Here is a 23,148-nt window from a genome sequence, read left to right on the forward strand (position 1 = left end):
AGCCCGTCATCCCTGCTTTCTGGGTCCGTCGAGGGCGACGACCCGCTTCGCCTGCTCGACCGCGTACTCGAATCCGGCGTCCGGGTCGCGCGCCGACCGCTCGGTGGCGATGGCGTGCTGGCGTACCCGATGGTCCCGGTGTGTCGTGGCGGCGGACACGACCGGGGTGGCCGCCTCGCCGAGTGCGATCAGCGCCCGGCTCAGGCTCAACTGCGTCTCCCGCTCACCGCGCCCGAGCTGGGTCGCCAGTATCTCCGCCAGCTCGACCTCCGCCCCCTCGGGCACCAGGGCGACCGCCGCCCGCCAGGCAGCGCGGGCCACCTCGTCGTCGGCGTCGGCCAGCAGCGCCCGGGTGATCGCCGGATACGCCCGCCGGTCCCCGAACTTGGACAGGGTGTGCAGGGCCTGGCTGCGCGCCTGGGCACGCGGCGAGCGGAGTTCGTCGATCAGCTTCGGGACCGTCTGCTCCGGTGGGTGCCGGATGAGCGCCCAGGTGAGCATCTCGCGCACGGCGAACTCGGGCTCGACCGCGCACCGCTGCACCAGCCGGTCGACGAACCTCGGGTCCGGGCTCGTGCCGACCGCCAGCGCCGCCCGCAGCCGCACCGTCGGGTTACCGCTCTCAAGTGCCTGAAAGGCACGAAACTCCGCCGTGTCCGGTTCCGGCCGGGTCATCGGGACCACCTCCTCGACCCAGTGAAGAGCTTGTCACCGTGTCAAGGTCAAGGGGCGCGATCGGGGCGTCGGGCTCGTTCCACGCGGCGCGGGCCACCACGACGCAGAGCCAGGCGGTGGTGAGCATGCGCGCGGCCAGCGCCGACATGTACAGCACTCCGGTCGCCCCGATGAGGTGGTGTCCGTTCAGCAGATGCGGCCACACCATCAGCCAGTAGCTCACCTCGGCCGCCTGCCAGGCCGCGAACGCCGGCAGCGCCCGCCGCGCCGGCACCCCGCACAACGCGACCACCGCGAACAGCAGCATCCAGAGCACGTACTGCGGCGAGTACACCTTGTTGGTGAGCAGGAACGCGGCGATCACCAGGAACGTCAGCCTGGCCGCCGTGGGCGGCACCGCCGACCGCAGCGCGAAGACGACGATCGCGAGCAGCAGCGCCAGGAAACCCAGCGGCGCCAGCACGTTGAGGTGCGGCACGGTGAGGCCGACCCGTTCGAGCGCGTACCAGGCCGAGCCGATGTCGGCGCCGCGGTCGCTGTTGAACCGGAAGAACTCCAGCCAGCCCTGCGGGTAGAGCACCGCGATCGGCAGGTTCACCGCGGCCCAGGCGACGGCCGCGGCCACCGTGGCGGCGGCGACCGCCGGCAGCCGGCGGTACCGCCACCCCAACACCACCAGGGGTACGAGGATCAGGCCGGGGAACAGTTTGGTCGCGGTGCCGACGCCGATGAAGATGCCGGCGATCACCGGTTGGCGGGAACTCCACGCCAGCAGGGCCAGCACCGCGACGGCGAGCGCGACCAGGTCCCAGTTGATGGTGCCGGTGACCACCAGCCCGGGCGCGGCGGCGAAGAGCAGCGCCTCCCTCGGGCGGCCGCCCGCACGGATCACCAGCAGCCGGACGGCGGCGGTGATCACCAGTGCGAAGGCGAGCAGGAGGACGGTGTTCAGGCCGAAGTAGAGGCGGACCATGGCGGCCTCGTCGGCGCCAGCGGCCAGCAGTCGGGTCAGGCGGCCGGTCGCGTCCATCACCAGGCCGGTCACCACCGGGTATTCCAGGGGGCGCGAGGTGGCGTCGTAGGGAAAGACGCCGTCGATGAGACCCCGGTCCCGGAAGAGCACGGGTACGTCGCTGTAGCAGAACCGCTGGTAGAGCTCCTCGTTGCGGTTCGGCCAGCCGGCGAGGTCGCAGGGCAACTTCTGCAGATACCCGGCGCCCATCGCCAGCACCGTCACCCCCAGCGAGAGGGCCATCCCGTCCCACCCCACCAGCCGGCGCGGGCCACCGGCACCCAGTCGAGCCACGCGGCACATCATCCCAGTGGCATTCGCACCTCCGCCGGGTGGGCAGACTCCGCGTGGCGGATCGTGTTCGCGCCGCTATCCGTGAGTCGATCGCCCTCGACATCGAGGCTCGGCAGGATCCGGTCCAGCCAGGTCGGCAGCCACCAGGCGGACCGGCCGAGCAGCGACAGGGCCGCCGGGACGATCGTCATGCGGACCAGCAGGGCGTCGACGGCGACGCCGATCGCGAGCGTGAAGCCGAGCGAGGTGATGATGCGGTCCGGGGAGAGAATGAAGCCCGCGAAGACGCTGATCATGATCAGGGCCGCGGCGGTGACGACCCGGGCGCCGTGGGTGAAGCCGACGACGATGGCGTCGTTCGGAGCGGCGCCGCGGGCGAACTCCTCCCGGACCCGGGTGACGAGGAAGACCTCGTAATCCATGGCCAGGCCGAACAGGATGCCGATGAGGAAGATCGGGATGAAGCTGACGACCGGTCCGGGCACCTGCGGGCCGACCAGATCCGCCAGCTGGCCCTGCTGGAAGACGAGGACCAGCGCCCCGAACGAGGCGGCCACCGACAGCAGGAACCCTCCGATCGCCTTGATCGGTACCAGGATGCTGCGGAAGACCAGGATCAGCAGGAGCAGCGCGAGACCGACCACGACGGCCAGGTACGGCAGCAACGCGTCGCTGATCTTCTGCGAGATGTCGATGTCGATCGCGGTCCGACCGGTGACGGCCAGGGTGGCACCGTCGGTGGCCGCGGTGAGGTCGGCCTGCTGGTCACGGATCTGCCGCACCAGCGTTTTCGTCTGCTCGCCGGTGGGTCCGGCCGCCGGGACGACCGTGAAGGTCGCGACATCGCCGGCCGCGTTGACCGTCGCGGGGGTGGCCGCCACGACATCGTCCAGACCGGCGATGAGTCGCCGCGCCCGCTCAACCGCGGCCTCGGCGCCTCCCGGGCCGGCCTCGACCACGATGAGCAGTGGCCCGTTGACACCGGCCCCGAACGCCGCCGCGAGCTGGTCGTACGCCTTGCGCTGTGTGGTGTCGGGCGACGCGGTGCCGGCGTCGGGCAGGGCCAACCGCAGGTCGAGCGCCGGGATGGCGACGACGCCGACCGCGAGCACCGACAGGATCAACACCGGTACGCGGTGCCGGACCACGCCACGGGCCCAGCGTTCGCCGTACGGCGTCCTGGTCGGCTCCGGGCGGCCGGTGCCCTTCCGCAGTGACCGGGGCAGCACCCGGCGGCCGGCGAAACCGAGCAGGGCGGGCAGCAGGGACAGGCTGATCATGACGGCCACGGCGACGGTGCCGGCCGCGGCCAGACCCATGGCGGTGAGGAACGGGAGCCCGACCACGGTGAGCGCGACCAGGGCGATGATGACCGTCAGGCCGGCGAAGACGACCGCGGAACCGGCGGTGCCCACGGCCCGGCCGGCGGCCTGCTCGCCGTCCTGGCCGGTGGTCAGTTCGTGCCGGTAGCGGGACAGGATGAACAGCGCGTAGTCGATGCCGACGGCCAGTCCCAGCATGGTGGCCAGCCCCGAGGTGTTCGAGGCCAGATCGACGAACCCGGTGGCGATCCCGATGCCGAGCAGGCCGACGCCGACGCCGATGAACGCGGTCAGCAGCGGCAGCCCGGCGGCCACCAGCGAGCCGAAGGTGATCAGCAGGACGATTCCGGCCACCACGATGCCGACCGCCTCGGCGGCGCTGCTGGCCTCGGCCGTCTCGGTGACCTCCCCGGCGTACTCGACGCCGACGCCGGCCGCTCGGGCGGGCTCGGCGGCGGCCAGCAGCGCCTCCCGGGAGGCGAGGTCCACCTCGGCCGGACCGACCGGGTAGGTGACGGTGGCGTAGCCGGTCCGCCCGTCCGGGGCGATGGTCTGCGCCTGGTAGGGGTCGGCGACCGACGTCACCTGGGGTGCCGCCCTCAGCTCGGCGACCGTCGCGGTCACCGCGGCCCGCTGGTCCGCGCCGGTGAGGACGGCGTCGCCGGAGACCGTGAAGACCACCCGCGCGGTGGCGGTGTCGGTGCCCGTGCCGAACTCCTCGGCCAGCACGTCCATGGCCCGCCACGACTCGGTGCCGGGGATGGAGAGGGCGTCGTTCGTCGGTCCGGAGAGCCGGGCCGAGCCGAGGCCGATCAGGGCCAGCAGCAGCACCCACAGGATGAGGGTCAGCCGGCGGCGCCGGAACGAGAACCGGCCCAGCCGGTACAACAGGGTCGCCACGGGTCTCCTCCGTCACGGTCGGCAGCCCCTGGGTTGGGGGGCGGCCTTCACGATGGCGGGCGGCCCCGGGGTGGGTCGTCCCGTCAGCGCAGACAGCGGCGTACCGCGATCGCGGTATGGTCGCGGCGTCCGGTACCGCGCGAGCAGGTCGAGGGAACCGCCGACCCCGGCTACCGTCGTCACGATGGACACGGTGAGCACCAGATGGCTGCCCGCGCGGCTCGACCGCCACCGTGGCCTGCTCGGCGACCTGGCGCTGGTGGTCGTCGGCGTCCTGACCGTGCTCTTCCTCGGCTACACCTCGGCGCACGTCGTGGCGACGCTGCTCGCTCTGCTCTGCGCCGTGCTGATCCTGGCGGTTCGCCGGCAGCCCCTGCCGACCCTGCTGGCGGCCACCGCCGTCGGCGCGCTCGCGATCACGCTGGGCCGGCCGCCGGACGGGCTGTTCGTGGTCGCCGGTCTGCTCACCTGGTCCGCCGCGCTGCACAGTCCGCGTCGCCGGCCCTGGTTCTACGCCTTCCTCGTGTGGGGCTCGCTGATGGTCGTCGGCTCGGCGGTGCACGGCACGGACTGGTGGAACCGGGACCAGTTCGCGACCATCACCCTCATCGCCGGCGGCGCCGCGGTGGGCGACTCGATCCGGATGCGCCGGGCGTACATCGCCGAGGTGACCGAACGGGCCCGGCAGGCGGAGCTGACCCGCGAGGAGGAGGCCCGCCGCCGGGTGATGGACGAACGGCTGCGCATCGCCCGCGAGCTGCACGACGTCGTCGCCCACCACATCGCGGTGATCAGCGTGCACGCCGGCGCCGCCGGCCATGTGCTGCGCGACCAGCCGGACCGGGTGTGGCCGGTGCTGGGGCACATCCGCACCGCCGCCGACACCGTGCTGGAGGAGATCAAGTCGGTGATCACGGTGTTGCGTGACCCGGACGAGCGCCGCAGCACCGAGCCGGCGCCCGGGGTGGAGCGGCTGCCGGACCTGCTGGCCGGGCTCCGCAACGCGGGCTTCGCCGTCCGGCACCGGCAGCACGGCGCGGCCCGGCCGCTGCCGGCGGTGGTGGACCTGGCCGCGTACCGGGTCGCGCAGGAGGCGTTGACGAACGCCCACCGGTACGGCGACGGGGGCGCCAACCTCGATCTCACGTACACCGCCGACACCGTCGTCGTCGAGGTCACCAACCGGACGGCCGGGCCCGGCGGCCACCCGCCCGGCTCCGGGTTGGGGCTGCTCGGCATGCGGGAACGCGCGACCGCCGCGCAGGGCACCATCACCGCCGGGCCGGCCCCCGGCGGGATTTTCCGGGTACGCGCCGAGCTGCCCACCGACGATCGGGCGGTCGACCGGCTCCATCCGCCCGGCCAGTCGCCGCCGGTGGATAGCCCCGTCGGGAGCGGCGATGGGTGACGGGGATATCCGGGTGCTCCTCGCCGACGACCAGGCCCTCATCCGCGCCGGCTTCCGGATGATCATCGACGCGGCGCCCGGGATGACGGTCGTCGGCGAGGCCGCCGACGGCCGGGAGGCCGTCGCGCTGTGCCACCGCGCCGCGGTGGACGTCGTGCTGATGGACATCCGGATGCCGCACCTCGACGGCATCGAGGCGACCCGCCGGATCGGCGCCGACGAGCGCCTCACCGGCGTACGGGTGCTGGTGTTGACCACCTTCGACAACGACGACAACGTGATCTACGCCCTGCAGGCCGGGGCGAGCGGCTTCCTGGGCAAGAACGTCGCGCCGGGCGATCTGGTCGCCGCCATCCGGGTGGTCGCCGGTGGGGAGGCGCTGCTCTCCCCGCGGGCCACCAGCGGGCTGATCAGCCGGCTGATCCACCACATTCCGCAACCCGCCCGGCAACCCCCGGAGCTGGCGCTGGTCACCGAGCGGGAACGGGAGATCCTGCTGCTTGTCGCGCACGGGCTGTCCAACCAGGACATCGCCCGCCGGCTGCATCTGTCGCCGCTGACCGTGAAGACCCACATCAACCGTACGATGATCAAGCTGGCCGCCCGCGACCGGGCGCAGCTGGTGGTCTTCGCCTACCAGCACCGCCTGGTCCGGCCCGGCGACGCCCTCCCCGACAGCTAACCGCCGGTGGTCTGGACCAGCGCGCCGCCCAGACAGCCGACCGCGGCGGTGGCGGCCACCGCCCGGGCGATGTTCCAGCGCACCCAGCGGGTTTCGAAGCGGCGCCGGGCGGTGGCCGGGTCGACCGTCTGCTCGTCGCCGGCCAGGCCGTTGTTCAGGGGCACGTTCACCACCCCGGTGATGACGAGGGCGACCAGATAGAGAACCAGCGCGGCCGTGTTCCAGAACAGCGCGGCCGGGTTCTCGGCCCGCAGGTGCAGTGGAATCCCGCCGATGGTGAAGAGGAGCGCGCCGCCGAAGATGACCGCGAACCAGGCGTTGATGATGGACTCGTTGATCCGGGCCATCGCGGTGACGAAGGTGCGGTCGTCGGTGCGGGCCAGGCCGGGCATCACCGCGTATGCGAACGCGGCCAGCAGGCCGGCGATCAGGCCGGTGCAGACCGTCGCCGCGACCAGCACGGCGATCCGCAGGCCGACGGCGGTCACCGCGACTCCCCCGGGTTCCACACCCCGGTGGCGGCGGCGCGGCGGGCGTACTCGGCGAAGTCCCGGGGTTCCCGGCCGAGCGCCCGTTGGACGCCGTCGGCCAGGTGGGCGTTGCGGCCGTCGAGGACCCGGGTGAACAGCTCGGTCAGCGGCACCGCCACCTCGGCCGGCATGCCGAGGTCGGCCAGCACATGGGCGTACCGCGTCGGGCTGACCGGCTCGAAGCGCACCTCGCGGCCGGCGGCCCGGCCGATCTCGGCGGTCGCGTCGGCGAAGGTGAGCAGGCGCGGCCCGGTCAGCTCGTAGACCTGGCCGGCGTGGCCCGGCCCGGTCAGGGCGGCGGTCACCACGTCGGCGATGTCCTCGGCGTCGACGAACGGCTCCGGTACGCCGACCGCCGGCAGCGCCAGCACGCCCCGGCGCACCGGCTCGACCAGGAAGTCCTCGCTGAAGTTCTGCGCGAACCAGCTCGGCCGCACGATTGTCCATTCGGCGCCGCAGTCGCGTACCGCCTGCTCGGCCGGGTCGTTCTCCGGCTCGCCCCGCCCGGAGAGCAGCACCAGCCGGCGCACCCCGGCGGCGACCGCCAACTCCGTGAACTCGCCGACGGCCTTGGCCGCGCCAGGGAACGCCAGGTCGGGATAGTAGACGAGGTAGGCCGAACCGACCCCACGCAGCACGTCCGGCCAGCCCTCCGGCCGGGACCAGTCGAACGGTGGCTCGGCGGCGCGGGAGCCGATCCGGACCGGCAGGCCGCGGGCGGTGAGCCGCTCGGCAACCCGGCGGCCGGTCTTGCCGGTGCCGGCGGTGACCAGGATGGTGTCGTTGTCAGATGTCATGTGGACAGTCAACCGGGCGCCGATGAGACGGTCCATGGGCGAGAAGCTCCGATGCATGTTCCAGCGTCTAGGATGGCTGGCGTGGATCCGCTCACCGGGTTGCTCGACGGGCCGCGTGCCCGGGGCGCCTTCCTGCTCCGCACGGTGCTCGACCCGCCCTGGTCGCTGCGGATCCGGGACCGCGCGCCACTGTCGCTGATGACGATGATCCGGGGCACCGGTTGGTTGGTCCGCGACGGCGAACCACCGCTGCGGTTCGCCCCCGGCGACGTGGTGATCGCCCGGGGACCCGATCCGTACACGGTCGCCGACGAGCCGGGCACCGCACCGCAGGTGATCGTCGAGCCGGGGCAGCGCTGCACCGCGCCCGACGGCAGCGAGCTGACGCTGCCGACCGTGCTGGGGGTGCGCACCTGGGGACACCGGACGGACGGTGAGACGGTGCTGCTCACCGGCACCTACCAGCTCGACGGCGAGATCAGCGGCCGGCTGCTCGGCGCGCTGCCGGCCACCCTGCTGGTCCCGGACGGGCCGTGGAACGGCACCCTGGTTCCGCTGCTCAACGAGGAGATCGTGCGCGACACCCCCGGCCAGGAGGTGGTGCTGGACCGGCTGCTGGATCTGCTGCTGGTCGCGGCGCTGCGGGTCTGGTTCGCCGAGGCGGGCGCCGCGGCGCCGGGCTGGTACCGGGCGCTCGACGATCCGGTGGTGGGCCGGGCGCTGCGCGGCATGCAGAGCGACCCGGCCCACCCGTGGACGGTGGCCACGCTGGCCGCGCACGTCGGGGTCTCCCGGGCCGCGCTGGCCCGGCGCTTCACCGACCTGGTCGGGGAGCCGCCGATGGCGTTCCTGACCGGCTGGCGGCTCGACCTCGCCGCCGACCTGCTCACCGAGCCCGACGCGACGGTCGGGTCGGTGGCCCGCAAGGTCGGCTACGGCAGCGGGTTCGCCCTCAGCGCGGCCTTCAAGCGGGTCCGGGGCACCAGCCCGCAGCAGTACCGGGCCGCGCAGGTCCTGGCCGGGGCGGGGTGACGGTCCGGGCTGTCACAGCGGTGTGCCAGGGTGATGGCGTGACGCAGAGCCGACCCCTGCTCCTGGTGGACGCACCCAGCCTCTACTTCCGCGCCTACTTCGGCATTCCGGAGTCGGCGGCGAGGGCGGCCGACGGCAGCCCGGTCAACGCGGTCCGGGGCTTCCTCGACATGATCTCGACGCTGATCCGCAACCGGCGGCCCGACCGGCTGGTCTGCGCGCTGGACTTCGACTGGCGGCCGGCGTGGCGGGTGGCGCTGCTGCCGTCGTACAAGTTGCACCGGGTGGCCCCCGAGGGCGGCGAGGTGGTGCCGGACACGCTCAGCCCCCAGGTGCCGCTGATCCTGGATCTACTCGCGGCGGTCGGCATCCCGGCCGTCGGGCACGACGGCTACGAGGCCGACGACGTGCTCGGCACGCTGGCCACCCGGGAGCCGGCGCCGGTGGAGGTGGTCTCCGGCGACCGGGACCTGTTCCAGCTCGTCGACGACGCGCGCGGGGTCCGGCTGCTCTACGTCGGGCGGGGGGTGGCGAAGCTGGAGGACTGCGACGACGCCGCGGTGCGGGCCAGGTACGGCGTCCCGGCCGCCGGTTATGCCGACTTCGCCGCGCTGCGCGGCGACCCCAGCGACGGGCTGCCAGGGGTGGCCGGCGTCGGCGACAAGACCGCCGCCCGCCTGGTCGACCGGTACGGCAGCCTGGACGCGATCCTGGCCGCGCTCGACGATCCGGCCGCCGGCTTCGCGCCGGGCCTGCGCGGCAAGCTGGCCGCCGCCCGCGACTACCTCGCCGTCGCCCCGACCGTGGTACGCGTGGCGCGCGACGTGCCGCTGCCACCGCTGCGGACCGAGCTGCCGACCGCGCCGGTCGACCCGGACGGGCTGCTCGCCCTCGCCGAGAAGTGGAACCTGGCCGGCCCGTGCCGCCGCCTGGTGGACGCCCTGGCCGGCTGAGACCGGCGCGGGACCGCCCTGTCCGGCCGGTCGGGCATGGTCGGGGCCACCCGAGCGTTCAGGTCCGGTCGGTTCGTCCGGGGCTGTCAGGACCGCTCGGCCATCCGGGCGTTCAGGTAGGCGGCGGCGGCCCGGTCCTCGTCGGTGGGCGCGGCGAGCACCGCGTAGATCAGGCCGATCACCACGAAGATGACGGTCAGCAGGATCGGCACCAGCAGGGTCGACTCGGTCGCGCCGGACACGGTGCCGGCCGTGCTGTGCAGATGCACCGACATCGCGGACATGCCGGTGTAGTGCATGCCGCTGACCGCCAGCCCCATCACCAGCGAGGCGCCGGCGATGGCCCAGCCGCCGCGGACGGTCATCGCCAGCCAGAGCGCGGCGGTGGCGGCGACCACCGCGATGCCGATCGAGAGCCCGACCGGCCCGGGGGCGTAGTCGATCCGGCCGTTGATCTGCATCGCGGCCATCCCGGTGTAGTGCATGGCCGCGACGCCGAGACCGGTGAAGATGCCGCCGATGATGATCCGCACGCTGGAGAACCCGCCGAGCCCGACGATGAACAGCCCGATGCCGACCGTGACGATCGCGATGACCGCGCTCGCGGCCGTGATCGGCACGTCGTAGCGGATCTGGGTGCCGCTGACGCCGAAGCCGAGCATCGCCATGAAGTGCATGGTCCAGATAGCCGTGCCGCCGAGCGCCCACGCGGCGAGGCTCAACCACCAGGAGCGCTGGGCCGTCGAGGGCGCCTGCCGGGCCCGCACGGCGCAGAGCAGCCCGAGGAACGAGCCAAGCACCGACAGGGCGTAGCTGAGCCCGGGTGTGATCCACCCGTACTCGAAATGATTGATCTCTCCCACGACGTCCCCCAGCCCGCGCCACTACCGTCCGGCATACCGGCACCCAGCAGCGATGATTAGCGGTCGGCGACCGAATCGCAACCGGGGGTTCGGCTTAAATTCGGCTGGTGAAGGTGCCCTGACCAGGCGTAGTTGAAAGGTCAATGAAAATTATCGGAAAGTCGCTCCGAGTAGTTGGCCTTACGCGGTCGCGTGGTACGCCAGCACCCCACGGTTGATCGCGGCCATCGCCTGCCGGGCGGTGGCCCGCAGTTCGGCCGACGCGCCGGAGGCGTCGGTGAGCTGGCCGAGCAGGTCGACCACCTGCCGGGCCCACCGGACGAAGTCACCGGCCGGCATGTCGCCATCGAGGTTGTGGCCGCTGGCGAGCACCTTCGCCAACGCCTCCCCCCGCGCCCAGCGGTGGATCGGCCAGACGAAACCCAGGTCGGGCTCCCGGGTCGGCTCCAGACCCCGAGCCGCCTCGTCCGCCTCCAGCTCGGCCCAGAGGGCCAGGGTCGCGTCGACCGCCTCGGCCACCCCGCCCCGGGGCACCGACGCCCGCTCGTCACTGTCCCGGCGCGCCTCGTACACCAGCACCGAGACCGCCGCGGCCAACTCCGCCGGGGAGAGCCCGTCCCAGATCCGGCGCCGGACACACTCGGCGACCAGCAGGTCGGCCTCGGTCCAGATCCGGGCCAGCATCCGGCCGGCGTCGGTCACCGAACCGTCCTCGGTGAGGTAGTCCCGGGCGGTCAACATCCCGCAGACCCGGTCGAACGTCAGCGCCAACGAACCGGTCCGGCCCGCCACCCGCTGCCGCAACTCGTCGGTGTCGCGCTCCAGCCGCCGCCGCCGTTCCGCCCACCGGGCGTGCTCCTCGCGCTCGTCGCAGGCGTGGCAGGGATGCCGGCGCAGCTCGGCGCGGAGCTCGGTGAGCTGGTGGTCCTCGCCGCCGGTCCGGGACCGCCCGCCGCGCCGGCCGGGCCGGCGGTCCAGCCCGGTACCGCTGACCGCCGCCGCCAGGTCCCGGCGGGCGGCCGGCGACCGGTGGTTGAAGTGCTTCGGCACCCGGATCCGGGCCAGCACCTCCGCCGGGCTGGTGAAGTCACCCGGCGTGACCCGCCCGGCCCACCGGTCCTGGGTCAGCACCAGCGGCCGCGGCTCGCCGAACCCGGCGGCCCCCGGTTCGAGCACCACCGCCAGCCCGGCCCGCCGCCCGGACGGAACCCGGATCACGTCACCGACCCGCAGCCGCTCCAGCGACGTCAGCGCCGCCGCCCGGCGTTGGCTCTGCCCGTGTCGGGCCAGCGCCTGCTCCCGCTCCGCGATCGCCACCCGGATGGCGAAGTACTCGTCGAAGTCGCCGTGGTGGCAGTGCGCCTCGGTACCGTACGTCTCGATGGTCTCCACGTTGCGCTGCACCTGCCGGGCCAGCCCGACCACCGACCGGTCCGCCTGGAACTGCGCGAACGAGGACTCCAGCAGCGCCCGCGCGGGCGCGGCGCCCACCGACCCGACCAGGTTCACCGCCATGTTGTACGACGGCCGGAAGCTCGACCGCAGCGGATAGGTCCGGGTGGACGCCAGCCCGGCCACGTGCCGGGGATCCACCTCCGGCGACCAGACCACCACCGCGTGCCCCTCGACGTCGATGCCGCGCCGACCGGCCCGCCCGGTGAGCTGGGTGTACTCCCCCGGCGTCAGGTCGACGTGCGCCTCACCGTTGAACTTGACCAGCCGTTCCAGCACCACGCAGCGGGCCGGCATGTTGATCCCCAGCGCCAGCGTCTCGGTGGCGAAGACCGCCTTGACCAACCCGCGCAGGAACAGCTCCTCGACCACCTCCTTGAACGCCGGCAGCATCCCGGCGTGGTGGGCGGCAAGCCCGCGCTCCAGGCCGTCGAGCCACTCCCAGTAGCCGAGCACCGCCAGATCCTCGCCGGGGATCGCCGTCACCCGGCTCTCCACCACCCGGCGGATCTCGGCCCGCTCCTCCGGCGTGGTAAGCCGCAGGCCACCGGCGAGGCACTGCTGCACGGCCGCGTCACAGCCGGCCCGGCTGAAGATGAACAGGATCGCCGGCAGCAGGCCGGCCCGGTCCAGCCGGTCGACCACCTCGGCCCGCAGCGGCCCGCGCCAACGCGGCCCCCGTCCGCCCGAACGGCCCCACCCGGACCCGTGGGTCCGGCCGTCGCCCAGCTCCAGCCGACGCAGCTGCTCCCTGGTGTAGCGCAGCAGCTCCGGGTGCACGTCGTGCTTGCGGGCCGCGTCGGCGTCGTGGAACAGGTCGAACATCCGCCGGCCGACAAGCATGTGCTGCCACAGCGGCACCGGCCGGTGCTCGCTGACCACCACCTCGGTCTCGCCCCGCACGGTGACCAGCCAGTCGGCGAACTCCTCCGCGTTGGAGACGGTCGCCGACAGCGACACCAGCCGCACCGACTCCGGCAGGTGAATGATCACCTCTTCCCAGACCCCGCCCCGGAACCGGTCGGCCAGGTAGTGCACCTCGTCCATCACCACGTAGGCCAGCCCGTGCAGGGTCGGCGAGCCCGCGTAGAGCATGTTGCGCAGCACCTCGGTGGTCATCACCACCACCGGGGCGTCGCCGTTTATCGCGTTGTCGCCGGTCAACAGGCCGACCCGCTCGACGCCGTAGCGGTCCACCAGGTCGTGGTACTTCTGGTTGGAGAGCGCCTTGATCGGGGTGGTGTAGAAGCACTTGCGCACCGGGCTGCCCGCCTCGCCGGTCGGGCGCAGCGCCAGGTGCACGGCGAACTCGCCGACCACCGTCTTGCCGGCACCGGTCGGGGCGCAGACCAGCACGCCGCTGCCCCGCTCCAGGGCCTGGCAGGCCTCCCGCTGGAAGTCGTCCAGGTCGAAGCCGAGCTCGACCGCGAACTCGTTGAGGGCGGGGAAGGAACTGGCGTGCACGGCCCGGCGGCGCGCCGCGGCGTACCGCTCGGCGGGGCTCGACATACGGTCAAGATTAATGCGTGCGGCGCGGTTCCCGTCGGGAGGCCGTCCACCGGTCCCCGCCGAGCCGGTCGGTAGGGTGCACGGCGTGCCGGATCATCCCGAACCGCCCCTGCCGCGTAGCTCCAGCGAGTCCGGCGGAACACCGCAACGCCGGCCCGTCCGCGGGGTGCTCCTGGACTTCCACGGCACCCTGGCGCAGGTCGAGGACCCGGTGGCCTGGGTGTCGGCCGGGGCGGCCGAGTGCGGGGTGACGCTGGAGCGGCCCCGGGCCACTGTGCTGGCCGACCGGCTGGTCACCGCCGGGCGGGCCGGCGGGCCGGTGCCGCACCGGGTGCCCCCGCACCTGGCCGAGGTCTGGGCCGAACGGGACCTCTACCCGCACGCTCACCGGGCCGCCTACACCGGTCTGGCGGCGACCGTGCAGACCGGCGTCGACGGGCTCCCCGACGCCCTCTACGAGCGGTGCCTGACCCCGGACGGCTGGCTGCCGTACGCCGACGCGGCAGCCGTGCTGCGCGAGCTGAGGGCGGCGTCGGTGCCGGTCGCGGTGGTCAGCAACATCGGCTTCGACATCCGGCCCTTCTTCGCCGCGTGGGGGCTGGCCGACCTGGTGGACGCGTTCGTGCTCTCCTACGAGGTGGGGCGCTGCAAGCCGGACCCGGGCATCTTCCTGCGGGCCTGCGGCGCGCTCGGCGTCGACCCGGAGCTGACCCTGATGGTCGGCGACACCCCGGCCGACGCGGGAGCTGTGCGGGCCGGCTGCGCGGCGCTGGTGCTGCCCGCCGCGGACGCCGGCCGCTCGAACGGGCTGGCCGCGGTGCTCGACCTGGCCACCGCCGGCCCGGCCTGAGCCGGTCCGTCAGCGCAGCAGCCGCACTGCGGCCGGCACGGCGGTGATGGTCAGCGGCAGCGGGCCGACCCGTTCGCCGTCGGCGTACCCGATGATGCCGTCGGCCGACAACTCGACGGTGCGGGCCCGGTAGCTGCGGACCAGCGGGTCGGTGACGTGGCTGCCCTGGTAGACCCGGGGTTTGATCCGCATCAGGTGCCGGCGGGTCATCGGGCCGCCGACCACCACGTCGAGCAGGCCGTCGGTCGGGTCGGCGGCCGGGCAGATCCGCATGCCGCCGCCGTAGCTGGCGCAGTTGCCGACCGCCACCAGCACCGCCGCCAGGTCGTGGCGTATCCCGTCCAGGGTCAACGTGTAGTGGCGCGGGCGCAGCCGGGCCAGCTCGACCAGGATCGCCAGGTCGTAGCGGCGCGGGCCGCGCGGCCAGCGCAGCCGGTTGGCCCGCTCGTTGACGATCGCGTCGAAACCGGCGGCCAGCACCGCGCCGTACCACCGGGTGGCCCCGGCGGCGTCGGTGATTCGGGCCAGGTCCACCGGGGTGCTCCGGCCGGCCCGCAGCGCCCCGGCGATCACGTCGACCGCGGCCAGCGGGTCGGCCGGGAAGCCGGTCCGCTCGGCGAAGTCGTTGCCGGTGCCCGCCGGTACCGGCCCGAACCCGACCGGCGTGCCGGCCACCGCCTGCAGCGCCAGGTGCACGGTCCCGTCGCCGCCGACGGTGAGCAGCGCCCCGGCGCCGTCGGCCACCGCCTGGTGGCAGGCCGCGAGGGCCGCCGCCGCAGTGTGCGCGGTCAGCAGCCGGACCGGGCGGCCGGCCGCGCCGAGCCGGTCGAGCACGGCCGGCAGCAGCGCGCGGTGCCGGCCCCGGGCGGCGGTGGGGTTGGCCAGCACCGCCACCGGACCGGATTCACCCCCGGCCGCCAGCTCCGCGGTCACGTGGTGTCGTCGTAGCGGCTCTCGATCGGCCTGGGCGCGGCGACCGGCTCCGGCGCCTCGATCGGCGCGACGGTCTCCACCCGGTCACCGGCCAGCACCGGCTCCCGATCGTCGGTCAGCGGGGAAACCTCGTCGTCGGCCAGGCCGGCGTAGACCTCCTTGCCCCGACCCTTGCGCTTGTCGTTGAGGAAGGCGACCCCGCAGGCGATGAAGTACAGCAGCGACAGGGTCAGCGCCAGCAGCGTCATGCCGAACGGACCGGGGTCCGGGGTGGCGACCGCGGCGAACGCGAAGCAGATGAAGACCACCGTCCGCCACCAGCTCAGCAGCCGGCGGGCGGTGACCACCCCGGCGAAGTTGAGCATCAGCAGCAGCAGCGGGAACTCGAAGCCGACCCCGAACAGCAGGATCATCGTGGTGACGAAGGAGATGTAGCGGGTCACCTCGAGCTGGGAGTCGAGGCCGGCGACACCCGCGTCGAGCAGGAAGGCCAGGCCCTTGTCCACCACCACGTAGGCCAGCGCGGCGCCGGCGGCGAACAGCGGCGCGGCCAGCGACACGAAGGTGTAGGCCCACCGACGCTCGTGCCGGTGCAGGCCGGGGGCGATGAACGCCCAGAGCTGGTAGAGCCAGACCGGCGCGCCGACGATCAGGCCGATCCAGAGAGCGAGCTTCAGCTTCAGGATGAAGCTGTCGGCCGGGGCGAGCAGGATGAACGCGGCGCACTTGTTGGTCTCCGGGTCGATCTTGCCCGGGAGGTTGCAGTACGGCTGCCGGAGCAGCTCGTAGACCGGCTCGGCGAGGATGAAGCCGACGATCAGCCCCGCGAGGAGACCGAGCGACGCCATGAACAACCGGCTACGCAGGTCACGCAGGTGCTCGATGAGCGTCATCGAGCCGTCGGCGGCCCGTTCGAACTTGCTGGGGCCGCGCCGGCGGCGGAGTGCGAAGCCCACGGTGTCCCGGGCCCGGGGTCAGTTGTCGCGGCCGCGCTGCACCGGGTCGTTGACCGGCTGCGCGGGCGGCTGGTACCCCTGCGGGTGCACGCTGGTCGGCTGGATCGCCGGGTCCGGCTGCAGCGGCTGGCGGCCGTGCTGGGCGTCGGCCTTCTCGGCCAGGTCCTTGTCGTCGTCGGCCAGGCTCTTCGTCTCGGCCTTGATGATCCGCAGCGATCGGCCGAGCGAGCGGGCGGCGTCCGGCAGCCGCTTCGCGCCGAACAGGAGGATCAGCACGACCACGAGGACGGCGATGTGCCACGGCTTGAGGGCACCCATGGGAACTCCAGTCGGTCTTCTTGGCGGTGAGAGGTGTTGCAGGCCATCGTACGTCCGTCGCGGGCCCGTGCCACCTGCCGGGCGGCTGGCAGTTCGCCCCGGTCGGTGAAGTGTTGACCAACGGCGCGTTTCCCGTCAACCCACCTCCGGCGCACTCTTGCACGCTGAAGATGCCTTCCGGACAGGAACGCGCACGGTCGGCGCGGGCGGGGTCACTCCGCGCGTTCGGCCTCGCCCTTCTTGGCGCGGATCAGCTCCAGTCGCCGCGCGGCGGTCTCGGCGGACTCCCGCAGCGCGGCCAGCCGCTCCTCCAGACCGGCCGCGGCGGCCTGGAGCGACTCCGCCTCGGCCTGCCGGCCCTGCAGCCGCCGGGCGGCCCGGTCCAGCGCGGGCAGCCGGGTCAGCACCGGGCGGACCGCCAGGGCCAGCACCAGCAGGGCGACGACAAGCACCGCGACCACGATCCACTTCACCACGCCGGACAGCCTAGTCAGTGGGCGACCGCGGCGCCCGTCCGGTCAGCGGACGCGGGCGTGCCGTAGGCGTCGAGCGCCGCCGCCGCCTCCGCCCGGACCCGCTCGACCAGCTCCGGCGGGGAGACGACCGTCACGTCCGGACCCAACCCCAGCACGAACCGGCGGGCCCAGCCCAGGTCGCTGACCCGCAACGACACCAGCCAGTCACCCGAGGGGTTGGCGCCGGCCCCGTCGGCGGGGTCAGGCTCGACCCGCTCGCACGGGTAGTACTCGGTGATCCACCGGCCGGACCGGCCGACCCGCAGCGTCACCAGCGGCAACTCGCCGGACGGCTGGAACACTCCGGCGCTGATGTCGTGCAGCCGCGCCTCCGGCGGGGCGGCGGCCGGCTCGTCCAACTCGGCCAGCGCGTCGATCCGGTCGGCCCGGAACATCCGGACCGCCTCGGCCCGGCGGCACCACGCCTCCAGGTAGGCCCGGCCGCCGACCATCAGCACCCGGATCGGGTCGATGGTGCGTTCGGTGGTCTCGTCCCGGGTCGCCGTGTAGTAGGTGATCCGCAGCGCCCGGCGGCGCTGCACCGCGCCACGGAGCTGATCGACCCGGTCGCCGTCGCCGGGCATCCGCACCTCGACCGGAGCGCCGGCCAGGTCCCCGGCGGCGTTCTCGATCTTGGCGAGGGCCCGCTCGATGGCGTCCCGGTTCGGCATCCCCGGGGTCTCCGCGAGCATCCGCAGCGCGACCACCAGGGCCAGCGCCTCGTCCGGGGTGAGCCGCAGCGGCCGGTCGATGCCCGCGTCGTAGGTGATGGTGACCCGGTCGCCGTCGAAGGCCATGTCGATCAGGTCACCCGGACCGTACCCGGGCAGCCCGCAGACCCAGAGCAGCTCCAGGTCCTCGCGCAGCTGCCGCTCGCTGACGCCGAGGTCGGCGGCGGCCTCGGCCACCTCGATGCCCGGCCGGGCCAGCAGGTACGGCACCAGGTTGAGCAGCCGGGCCAGCCGGTCGGCCGACGCCTTGGTCCCGGCCGACGCCCGGTTGCCGGCCGGTCGGCCGGCGGTGCCGCGCGGGGTCGGTGCCGAGGTCACCTCGGCACCCCGGCGGAGGGGACCGGCTCGTCGTGCCGGGCGGCGATCTCCTTCAGCCGCTGGATGACCGCCTCCCGCACCTCCGGCGGGTCGAGCACCCGCACGTCGGAGCCGTAGCCGACCAGGGTCGCCGCCAGCGAGTCCGGGCAGGCGTACGGCAGCACCAGCCGGTCGCCGTCGGGAGCGCTGGTGCTATCCCCGGCCCACCGGCGCAGCCCGGCCGCCCGGCCGGGCCGGACCAGCACGGTGGCCCGGCCGGTCCGCTCGACCGGCCCGGACCAGCGGGCCACATGGCTGATCAGATCCACGCCGGCCGGCGGCTGGAACGAGCCCGGCGCACCGCTGACCTTCACCGCGCCGACGATCCGGGACAGTCGGAAGCAGCGGGTCGCCTCCCGGTCGAGATCGTGACCGACCACGTACCACCGGCCGCGCCAGCAGACCACCCCCCACGGCTGCAGCCGCCGCTGGGTGGGGGCGTCGCCCGAGGGCACCCGGTAGGTGAAGCCGGCGGTCCGCCGGTCCCGGGCGGCGGCGGTCAGCGGCTCGAACGCGGGGTCGACGGTGACCACCGGCTCCATGCCGAGCGTCGCCTGCGGGTCGACGTCGATGCCGGCGGCCCGCAGCTTGGCCAGGCCGGAGGAGGCGGCGGCGGCCAGCCCGGCGTGCTGCCAGAGCCGGGCGGCGATGCCCACGGCGGCCGCCTCGTCGGGCTCCAGCGGGATGTCCGGCAGCGCGTATTCGCGGTGCGCGATGCGGTAGCCCGGCTCGCTGTCGAAGACGCTCGCCGTGCCGGTCTCCAGCGGAACGCCGAGTTCACGCAGCTCAGCCTTGTCCCGCTCGAACTTGCGCTGGAACGCCTCGTGGTCGCGCGGGTCGTCCGGATCGTGCCCGTAGCCGGGCACGGTCGCGGCGATCTGCGCGGCGGTCAGGTACCGCCGCGTGGAGAGCAGGCAGATCACCAGGTTGACCAGGCGTTCCGTGCGGGTCCGCGACACGTACCAGACGCTAGCAGTGTTGTCCGGTATTTCGCGCACCCGAGCGCGCCGTGCCGTGATCGCGTTCGCGAGCCGGCGCCGGAGCGGTATCCGGGCGGTGGCGGCGGGTGACGGTCACCGTGCCGCCCCCGCGTCGGGCGGCCGGGACCGGTCCGGCTAGCGTGCCGGCCATGGTTCGATGGCGGTCCGGCACGGTGGCGGTGCTGCGGCGGAGCTGGCACGGGGCGGTCGAGTTGGACGTCACGCTGCCCGACGGGAGCACCCTGCGGGCCCTGGCGTACCCGGCCCTGGTCGGCGACCCGCAGCCCGGCGACCGGGTGCTGCTCAACGTCGGCGCCCTGCTGATGGGGCTGGGCACCGGCGGGTACGCCCTGGTGGTGGCGCTGCCCGACCGGCTGCCCCCGGATCCGGTCGAGCCGGGTTCGACCCGCGACGCCGGGCACCTGGTGAAGGCCCGCTACACCCCGCTACAGCCGATCCTGCTCGGCGCCGACGAGGACGCCTCCCCGCACCGGGCCGTGCTGGCCGACGCCGACGACCTGGCCGGTCTGCCGGTGGTCACGGCCGACCTGCACTCGGCCCTGCCGGCGATCATCGCCGGCATCCGGGCGGACGCGCCAGGGCTGCGGATCGGCTACCTGATGACCGACGGTGGAGCGCTGCCGGCCTGGTTCTCCCGCACCCTGTCCGGGCTGCGCGGCGAACTGGTCGGCACGGTCACCGTTGGTCAGGCGTTCGGCGGCGACCTGGAGGCGACGAACGTGCACAGCGGGCTGCTCGCGGCCCGGCACGCGCTCGGCGCGGAGATCGTGATCGTCACCCAGGGGCCGGGCAATCTCGGCACCGGCACCCGGTGGGGGTTCTCCGGGGTGGGCGTCGGTGAGGCGGTGAACGCGGTGGCCGCGCTGGGCGGGCGGCCGGTCGGCTCGCTGCGGATCTCGGCGGCCGACCCCCGGCCCCGGCACCGGGGCGTGTCCCACCACAGCCTCACCGCGTACGGGCGGGTCGCCCTGGCCGCCGCGGACCTGGTGGTGCCGGCGGAGCTGGCGCCGGAGCTGGCCGGGCCGGTCGAGGCGGCGCTCGCCCCGCTGGCCGGGCGGCACCGGATCGTCCGGGTCGACGTCACCGGGCTCGACCAGGCGCTGCGGGCCACCCAGGTGAGTTTGTCCACAATGGGCAGAGGGCTCGACGCCGACCACGCCTACTTCCTGGCCGCCGCCGCGGCCGGCCGGCACGCCGCCAGCCTGCTGACCTGAGCCGCCGGGACTGTCCATCCGGCGGCAGGCGGCCAGGTGGATCGGGCGAGCAGGCCGCCAGGTGGATCAGGCCGGCAGGCCCCCGGTCGGATCAGGCGAGCAGGACCAGGGTGGCCCAGGCGCCGACGATCAGCAGCAGCACCGCCGCGAGCACCCAGGTCGGCACCTTGTGCCCGCCCTGCCGGTTGCGGGCCACCTCGGCGGCGATCTTGTCCCGGCGCCGTTCCAGCCAGCCCGGCCGGGGCCGGACCGGTTCAGCCGTGCCGGTGCGGGCCGGATCGGCGCCGCCGGCAGCCGGATCGGCGTCATGGGCAGCCGGATCGGCGTCATGGGCAGCCGGATCGGCGCCGTGAGCGGCGTCGGCCGCCCGGTGGTCCGGGTCGGCGGCCCGGGGACCGGGGTGGTCGCGGTCGTCGGGGGTCGGCATCGGGGCAGTCATAGCGGGCCGAGCCTACCGCCCGGCACGCCGGTCACATGCTGGCGATCAGCCGTTCCACCCGCTCGTCGTAGGCCCGGAACGGGTCCTTGCACAGGACGGTGCGCTGCGCCTGGTCGTTGAGCTTGAGGTGCACCCAGTCGACGGTGAAGTCGCGACGCTTCTCCTGGGCCTGCCGGATGAACTCGCCGCGCAACCGGGCCCGGGTGGTCTGCGGCGGGGTCTCCTTCGCCTCGAAGATCTCCAGGTCGGTGGCGATCCGGTCCACCTGCTTACGGCGCTCCAGCAGGCCGTACAGGCCCCGGCCGCGACGCAGGTCGTGGTAGGCCAGATCCATCTGGGCGATCCTCGGGTGCGACAGCGGCAGGTCGTGCTTGCGCTGGTACCGCTCGATCAGCTTCAGCTTGGTGACCCAGTCGATCTCCCGCGCCACCGGGTCGAGGTCGCCGGTCTCGACCGCCCGCAACACCCGGCCCCAGAGCTCGACGACCCGCTTCGCGGTCTGGTCACCGCCGCGCCGCTCGACGAACTCGGTGGCCTTGGCGAGGTACTCCTGCTGGATTTCCAGGGCGCTGACCTCCTTGTTGGAGGTGAGCCGGACCTTGCGGCGGCCGGTGATGTCGTGGGACACCTCGCGGATCGCCCGGATCGGGTTCTCCAGCGACAGGTCGCGCATCACCACCCCGGCCTCGATCATCCGCAGCACGATGTCGGCCGTGCCCACCTTGAGCAGGGTGGTGACCTCGTTCATGTTCGAGTCGCCGACGATGACGTGCAGCCGGCGGTAGCGCTCGGCGTCGGCGTGCGGCTCGTCGCGGGTGTTGATGATCGGCCGGCTCCGGGTGGTCGCGGACGAGACGCCCTCCCAGATGTGCTCGGCCCGCTGGGACAGGCAGTAGACCGCCCCGCGCGGGGTCTGCAGCACCTTGCCGGCCCCGCAGATCAGCTGCCGGGTCACCAGGAACGGGATCAGCACGTCGGCCAGCCGGCCGAACTCGCCGTGCCGGGAGACCAGGTAGTTCTCGTGGCAGCCGTACGAGTTGCCGGCCGAGTCGGTGTTGTTCTTGAACAGGTAGATCTCACCCGCGATGCCCTCGTCGTGCAGCCGCTTCTCCGCGTCGACGAGCAACCCCTCCAGGATCCGCTCGCCGGCCCGGTCGTGGGCGACCAGGTCGGCCACCGAGTCGCACTCCGGGGTGGCGTACTCGGGGTGTGACCCGACGTCCAGGTACAGCCGGGCACCGTTGCGCAGGAACACGTTGCTGGACCGGCCCCAGGAGACCACCCGGCGGAAGAGGTAACGCGCGACCTCGTCCGGGGACAGCCGACGCTGGCCACGGTAGGTACACGTGACGCCGTACTCGGTCTCAAGGCCGAAGATTCGCCGCTCCATGCACAGACATTAACCGCCCGGAGCCCGGGTTGGTCAGCGTCGGCTCGCCGCAATGCGCGACGGGGCAAACTCGGCCCGTCGCGGGCCGCCCGTCCGGGCGTCCGGATCAGCGGAGCAGGTCCAGCAGGTACTGGCCGTACCCGCTCTTGGTCAGCGGGGCGGCGAGGGCGCGGAGCTGGTCGTCGTCGATCAGACCGGCCCGCCACACCTCCTCCTCGATACAGCCGATCTTCATCCCCTGCCGCTCCTCGATCACCCGGACGAACTCGGCGGCCTGCATCATCGAGGCGAAGGTTCCGGTGTCCAGCCAGGCGGTCCCCCGGTCGAGCACGGTGACGGTCAGCTCGCCGGCCTCCCGGTACGCCTCGTTCACGGCGGTGATCTCCAACTCACCCCGGTCGCTGGGGGTGAGCTTGCGGGCGATCTCGACCACCCGGTTGTCGTAGAAGTACAGGCCCGGCACCGCGTACCGGGATTTCGGGGTGGCCGGCTTCTCCTCGATCGACAGCACCCGGCCGGCGGAGTCGAAGTCGACCACGCCGTACGCCTCCGGGTTGGCCACCGGGTACGCGAAGACCCGGCCGCCGACCAGCCCGCCGTGGTCGCCGAGCTGCCGGCCGAGGCCGACGCCGTGGAAAATGTTGTCGCCGAGGATCAGCGCGACCGAGTCGTCACCGATGAAGTCGGCCCCCAGCAGGAACGCCTGGGCGATTCCCTCCGGGCGTGGCTGGGCGACGTACTCCAGCCGCAGGCCGAACTGGGCGCCGTCGCCGAGCAGCCGCTGGAACTGCGGCTGGTCGTCCGGGGTGGTGATCACCAGGATCTCCCGCACCCCGGACATCACCAGGGTGGAGAGCGGGTAGTAGATCATGGGCTTGTCGAAGACCGGCATCAGTTGCTTCGACACCGCGCGGGTGATCGGCCAGAGCCGCGACCCGGTGCCACCGGCGAGCAGGATTCCACGCACCCGCCGGAGCCTACCCACGCTGCCGCGCCCACGGCGCGTCGGCCTCCG

22 protein-coding genes are annotated in these 23,148 nt (G+C 73.6%); 6 read left to right on the forward strand and 16 right to left on the reverse strand.

Annotation, left to right across the window (positions count from 1 at the left end):
* Positions 1 to 6: 6 nt before the first annotated feature.
* The 3 genes from O7627_RS17630 to O7627_RS17640 are packed head-to-tail and all read right to left on the reverse strand — an operon-like array spanning position 7 to position 4,203.
* On the reverse strand, positions 7 to 675 hold the full coding sequence (locus tag O7627_RS17630) for a HEAT repeat domain-containing protein (RefSeq protein ID WP_278094614.1): 669 nt from the start codon (positions 673 to 675) through the stop codon (positions 7 to 9).
* Positions 623 to 1,981 (reverse strand): glycosyltransferase 87 family protein, encoded by a 1,359-nt coding sequence (locus O7627_RS17635; protein ID WP_278094615.1) that lies wholly within the window; start codon positions 1,979 to 1,981, stop codon positions 623 to 625. The genes O7627_RS17630 and O7627_RS17635 overlap by 53 nt, the downstream gene beginning before the upstream one ends.
* A gap of 8 nt (positions 1,982 to 1,989) precedes the next feature.
* Positions 1,990 to 4,203, reverse strand: a complete 2,214-nt coding sequence (locus tag O7627_RS17640) for an MMPL family transporter (RefSeq protein ID WP_278094616.1) — start codon at positions 4,201 to 4,203, stop codon at positions 1,990 to 1,992.
* Between the two features lie 184 nt (positions 4,204 to 4,387).
* Here O7627_RS17640 and O7627_RS17645 point away from each other — a divergent pair, with 184 nt between their 5' ends.
* Together O7627_RS17645 and O7627_RS17650 are read left to right on the forward strand one after the other, a co-directional pair.
* Positions 4,388 to 5,611 (forward strand): histidine kinase, encoded by a 1,224-nt coding sequence (locus O7627_RS17645; protein WP_278094617.1) that lies wholly within the window; start codon positions 4,388 to 4,390, stop codon positions 5,609 to 5,611.
* Positions 5,604 to 6,293: a response regulator transcription factor gene (locus tag O7627_RS17650; protein WP_278094618.1), complete on the forward strand. Its 690-nt coding sequence runs from the start codon at positions 5,604 to 5,606 to the stop codon at positions 6,291 to 6,293. Before O7627_RS17645 ends, O7627_RS17650 begins: the two co-directional genes overlap by 8 nt.
* Here the strand turns inward: O7627_RS17650 and O7627_RS17655 are convergent.
* Together O7627_RS17655 and O7627_RS17660 are read right to left on the reverse strand one after the other, a co-directional pair.
* Positions 6,290 to 6,781 (reverse strand): anthrone oxygenase family protein, encoded by a 492-nt coding sequence (locus O7627_RS17655; RefSeq protein WP_278094619.1) that lies wholly within the window; start codon positions 6,779 to 6,781, stop codon positions 6,290 to 6,292. The two genes, O7627_RS17650 and O7627_RS17655, sit on opposite strands and share 4 nt — an antisense overlap.
* Positions 6,778 to 7,620, reverse strand: a complete 843-nt coding sequence (locus tag O7627_RS17660) for an NmrA family transcriptional regulator (protein WP_278094620.1) — start codon at positions 7,618 to 7,620, stop codon at positions 6,778 to 6,780. The genes O7627_RS17655 and O7627_RS17660 overlap by 4 nt, the downstream gene beginning before the upstream one ends.
* Positions 7,621 to 7,701: 81 nt before the next feature.
* Between O7627_RS17660 and O7627_RS17665 the strand changes: the two genes are divergently transcribed.
* Together O7627_RS17665 and O7627_RS17670 are read left to right on the forward strand one after the other, a co-directional pair.
* On the forward strand, positions 7,702 to 8,652 hold the full coding sequence (locus tag O7627_RS17665) for an AraC family transcriptional regulator (RefSeq protein ID WP_278094621.1): 951 nt from the start codon (positions 7,702 to 7,704) through the stop codon (positions 8,650 to 8,652).
* Between the two features lie 38 nt (positions 8,653 to 8,690).
* On the forward strand, positions 8,691 to 9,605 hold the full coding sequence (locus O7627_RS17670; RefSeq protein WP_278094622.1) for a 5'-3' exonuclease: 915 nt from the start codon (positions 8,691 to 8,693) through the stop codon (positions 9,603 to 9,605).
* 86 nt (positions 9,606 to 9,691) lie between these two features.
* On the opposite strand, the gene O7627_RS17675 is transcribed toward O7627_RS17670, so the two are convergent.
* Together O7627_RS17675 and O7627_RS17680 are read right to left on the reverse strand one after the other, a co-directional pair.
* Positions 9,692 to 10,468 (reverse strand): MHYT domain-containing protein, encoded by a 777-nt coding sequence (locus O7627_RS17675; RefSeq protein ID WP_278094623.1) that lies wholly within the window; start codon positions 10,466 to 10,468, stop codon positions 9,692 to 9,694.
* 180 nt (positions 10,469 to 10,648) lie between these two features.
* Positions 10,649 to 13,429, reverse strand: coding sequence for a DEAD/DEAH box helicase (locus tag O7627_RS17680; protein ID WP_278094624.1), 2,781 nt, complete (start codon positions 13,427 to 13,429; stop codon positions 10,649 to 10,651).
* 109 nt (positions 13,430 to 13,538) lie between these two features.
* Here O7627_RS17680 and O7627_RS17685 point away from each other — a divergent pair, with 109 nt between their 5' ends.
* Complete coding sequence (locus tag O7627_RS17685; RefSeq protein ID WP_278098312.1) at positions 13,539 to 14,279, forward strand: HAD family hydrolase; 741 nt, start codon at positions 13,539 to 13,541, stop codon at positions 14,277 to 14,279.
* Between the two features lie 9 nt (positions 14,280 to 14,288).
* Here the strand turns inward: O7627_RS17685 and O7627_RS17690 are convergent, their stop codons facing one another.
* The 6 genes from O7627_RS17690 to O7627_RS17715 form a co-directional block, all read right to left on the reverse strand.
* Positions 14,289 to 15,212 (reverse strand): diacylglycerol kinase family protein, encoded by a 924-nt coding sequence (locus tag O7627_RS17690; protein ID WP_278094625.1) that lies wholly within the window; start codon positions 15,210 to 15,212, stop codon positions 14,289 to 14,291.
* Entirely contained in the window at positions 15,209 to 16,168 is a 960-nt protein-coding gene (gene tatC, locus O7627_RS17695; protein WP_278094626.1) for a twin-arginine translocase subunit TatC, read from the reverse strand. Before tatC ends, O7627_RS17690 begins: the two co-directional genes overlap by 4 nt.
* A gap of 18 nt (positions 16,169 to 16,186) precedes the next feature.
* Positions 16,187 to 16,486 carry a Sec-independent protein translocase subunit TatA gene (gene tatA, locus O7627_RS17700; RefSeq protein ID WP_278094627.1) on the reverse strand — a complete coding sequence of 100 codons (300 nt, stop codon included), beginning with the start codon at positions 16,484 to 16,486 and terminating at the stop codon, positions 16,187 to 16,189.
* A gap of 212 nt (positions 16,487 to 16,698) precedes the next feature.
* On the reverse strand, positions 16,699 to 16,962 hold the full coding sequence (locus O7627_RS17705; RefSeq protein ID WP_278094628.1) for a hypothetical protein: 264 nt from the start codon (positions 16,960 to 16,962) through the stop codon (positions 16,699 to 16,701).
* Between the two features lie 14 nt (positions 16,963 to 16,976).
* Complete coding sequence (locus O7627_RS17710) at positions 16,977 to 17,963, reverse strand: YafY family protein (RefSeq protein ID WP_278098313.1); 987 nt, start codon at positions 17,961 to 17,963, stop codon at positions 16,977 to 16,979.
* Between the two features lie 83 nt (positions 17,964 to 18,046).
* Positions 18,047 to 19,048, reverse strand: coding sequence for a WYL domain-containing protein (locus O7627_RS17715; RefSeq protein WP_278094629.1), 1,002 nt, complete (start codon positions 19,046 to 19,048; stop codon positions 18,047 to 18,049).
* A gap of 170 nt (positions 19,049 to 19,218) precedes the next feature.
* Between O7627_RS17715 and O7627_RS17720 the strand changes: the two genes are divergently transcribed.
* Positions 19,219 to 20,304 (forward strand): DUF3866 family protein, encoded by a 1,086-nt coding sequence (locus O7627_RS17720; RefSeq protein ID WP_278094630.1) that lies wholly within the window; start codon positions 19,219 to 19,221, stop codon positions 20,302 to 20,304.
* 91 nt (positions 20,305 to 20,395) lie between these two features.
* Here the strand turns inward: O7627_RS17720 and O7627_RS17725 are convergent, their stop codons facing one another.
* The 3 genes from O7627_RS17725 to rfbA all read right to left on the reverse strand — a co-directional run bounded on the left by O7627_RS17725 (position 20,396) and on the right by rfbA (position 23,100).
* The gene (locus O7627_RS17725) at positions 20,396 to 20,731 is read right to left on the reverse strand and encodes a hypothetical protein (protein ID WP_278098568.1); all 336 of its coding nucleotides are present in this window, start codon (positions 20,729 to 20,731) and stop codon (positions 20,396 to 20,398) included.
* A 43-nt stretch (positions 20,732 to 20,774) separates the two neighbouring features.
* Positions 20,775 to 22,133 (reverse strand): Pup--protein ligase, encoded by a 1,359-nt coding sequence (gene pafA, locus O7627_RS17730; protein ID WP_278094631.1) that lies wholly within the window; start codon positions 22,131 to 22,133, stop codon positions 20,775 to 20,777.
* Between the two features lie 106 nt (positions 22,134 to 22,239).
* Positions 22,240 to 23,100 (reverse strand): glucose-1-phosphate thymidylyltransferase RfbA, encoded by an 861-nt coding sequence (rfbA, locus tag O7627_RS17735; protein ID WP_278094632.1) that lies wholly within the window; start codon positions 23,098 to 23,100, stop codon positions 22,240 to 22,242.
* Positions 23,101 to 23,148 lie beyond the last annotated feature (48 nt).

The sequence above is a fragment of the Solwaraspora sp. WMMD1047 genome (assembly GCF_029626155.1).
Taxonomy (GTDB): domain Bacteria; phylum Actinomycetota; class Actinomycetes; order Mycobacteriales; family Micromonosporaceae; genus WMMD1047.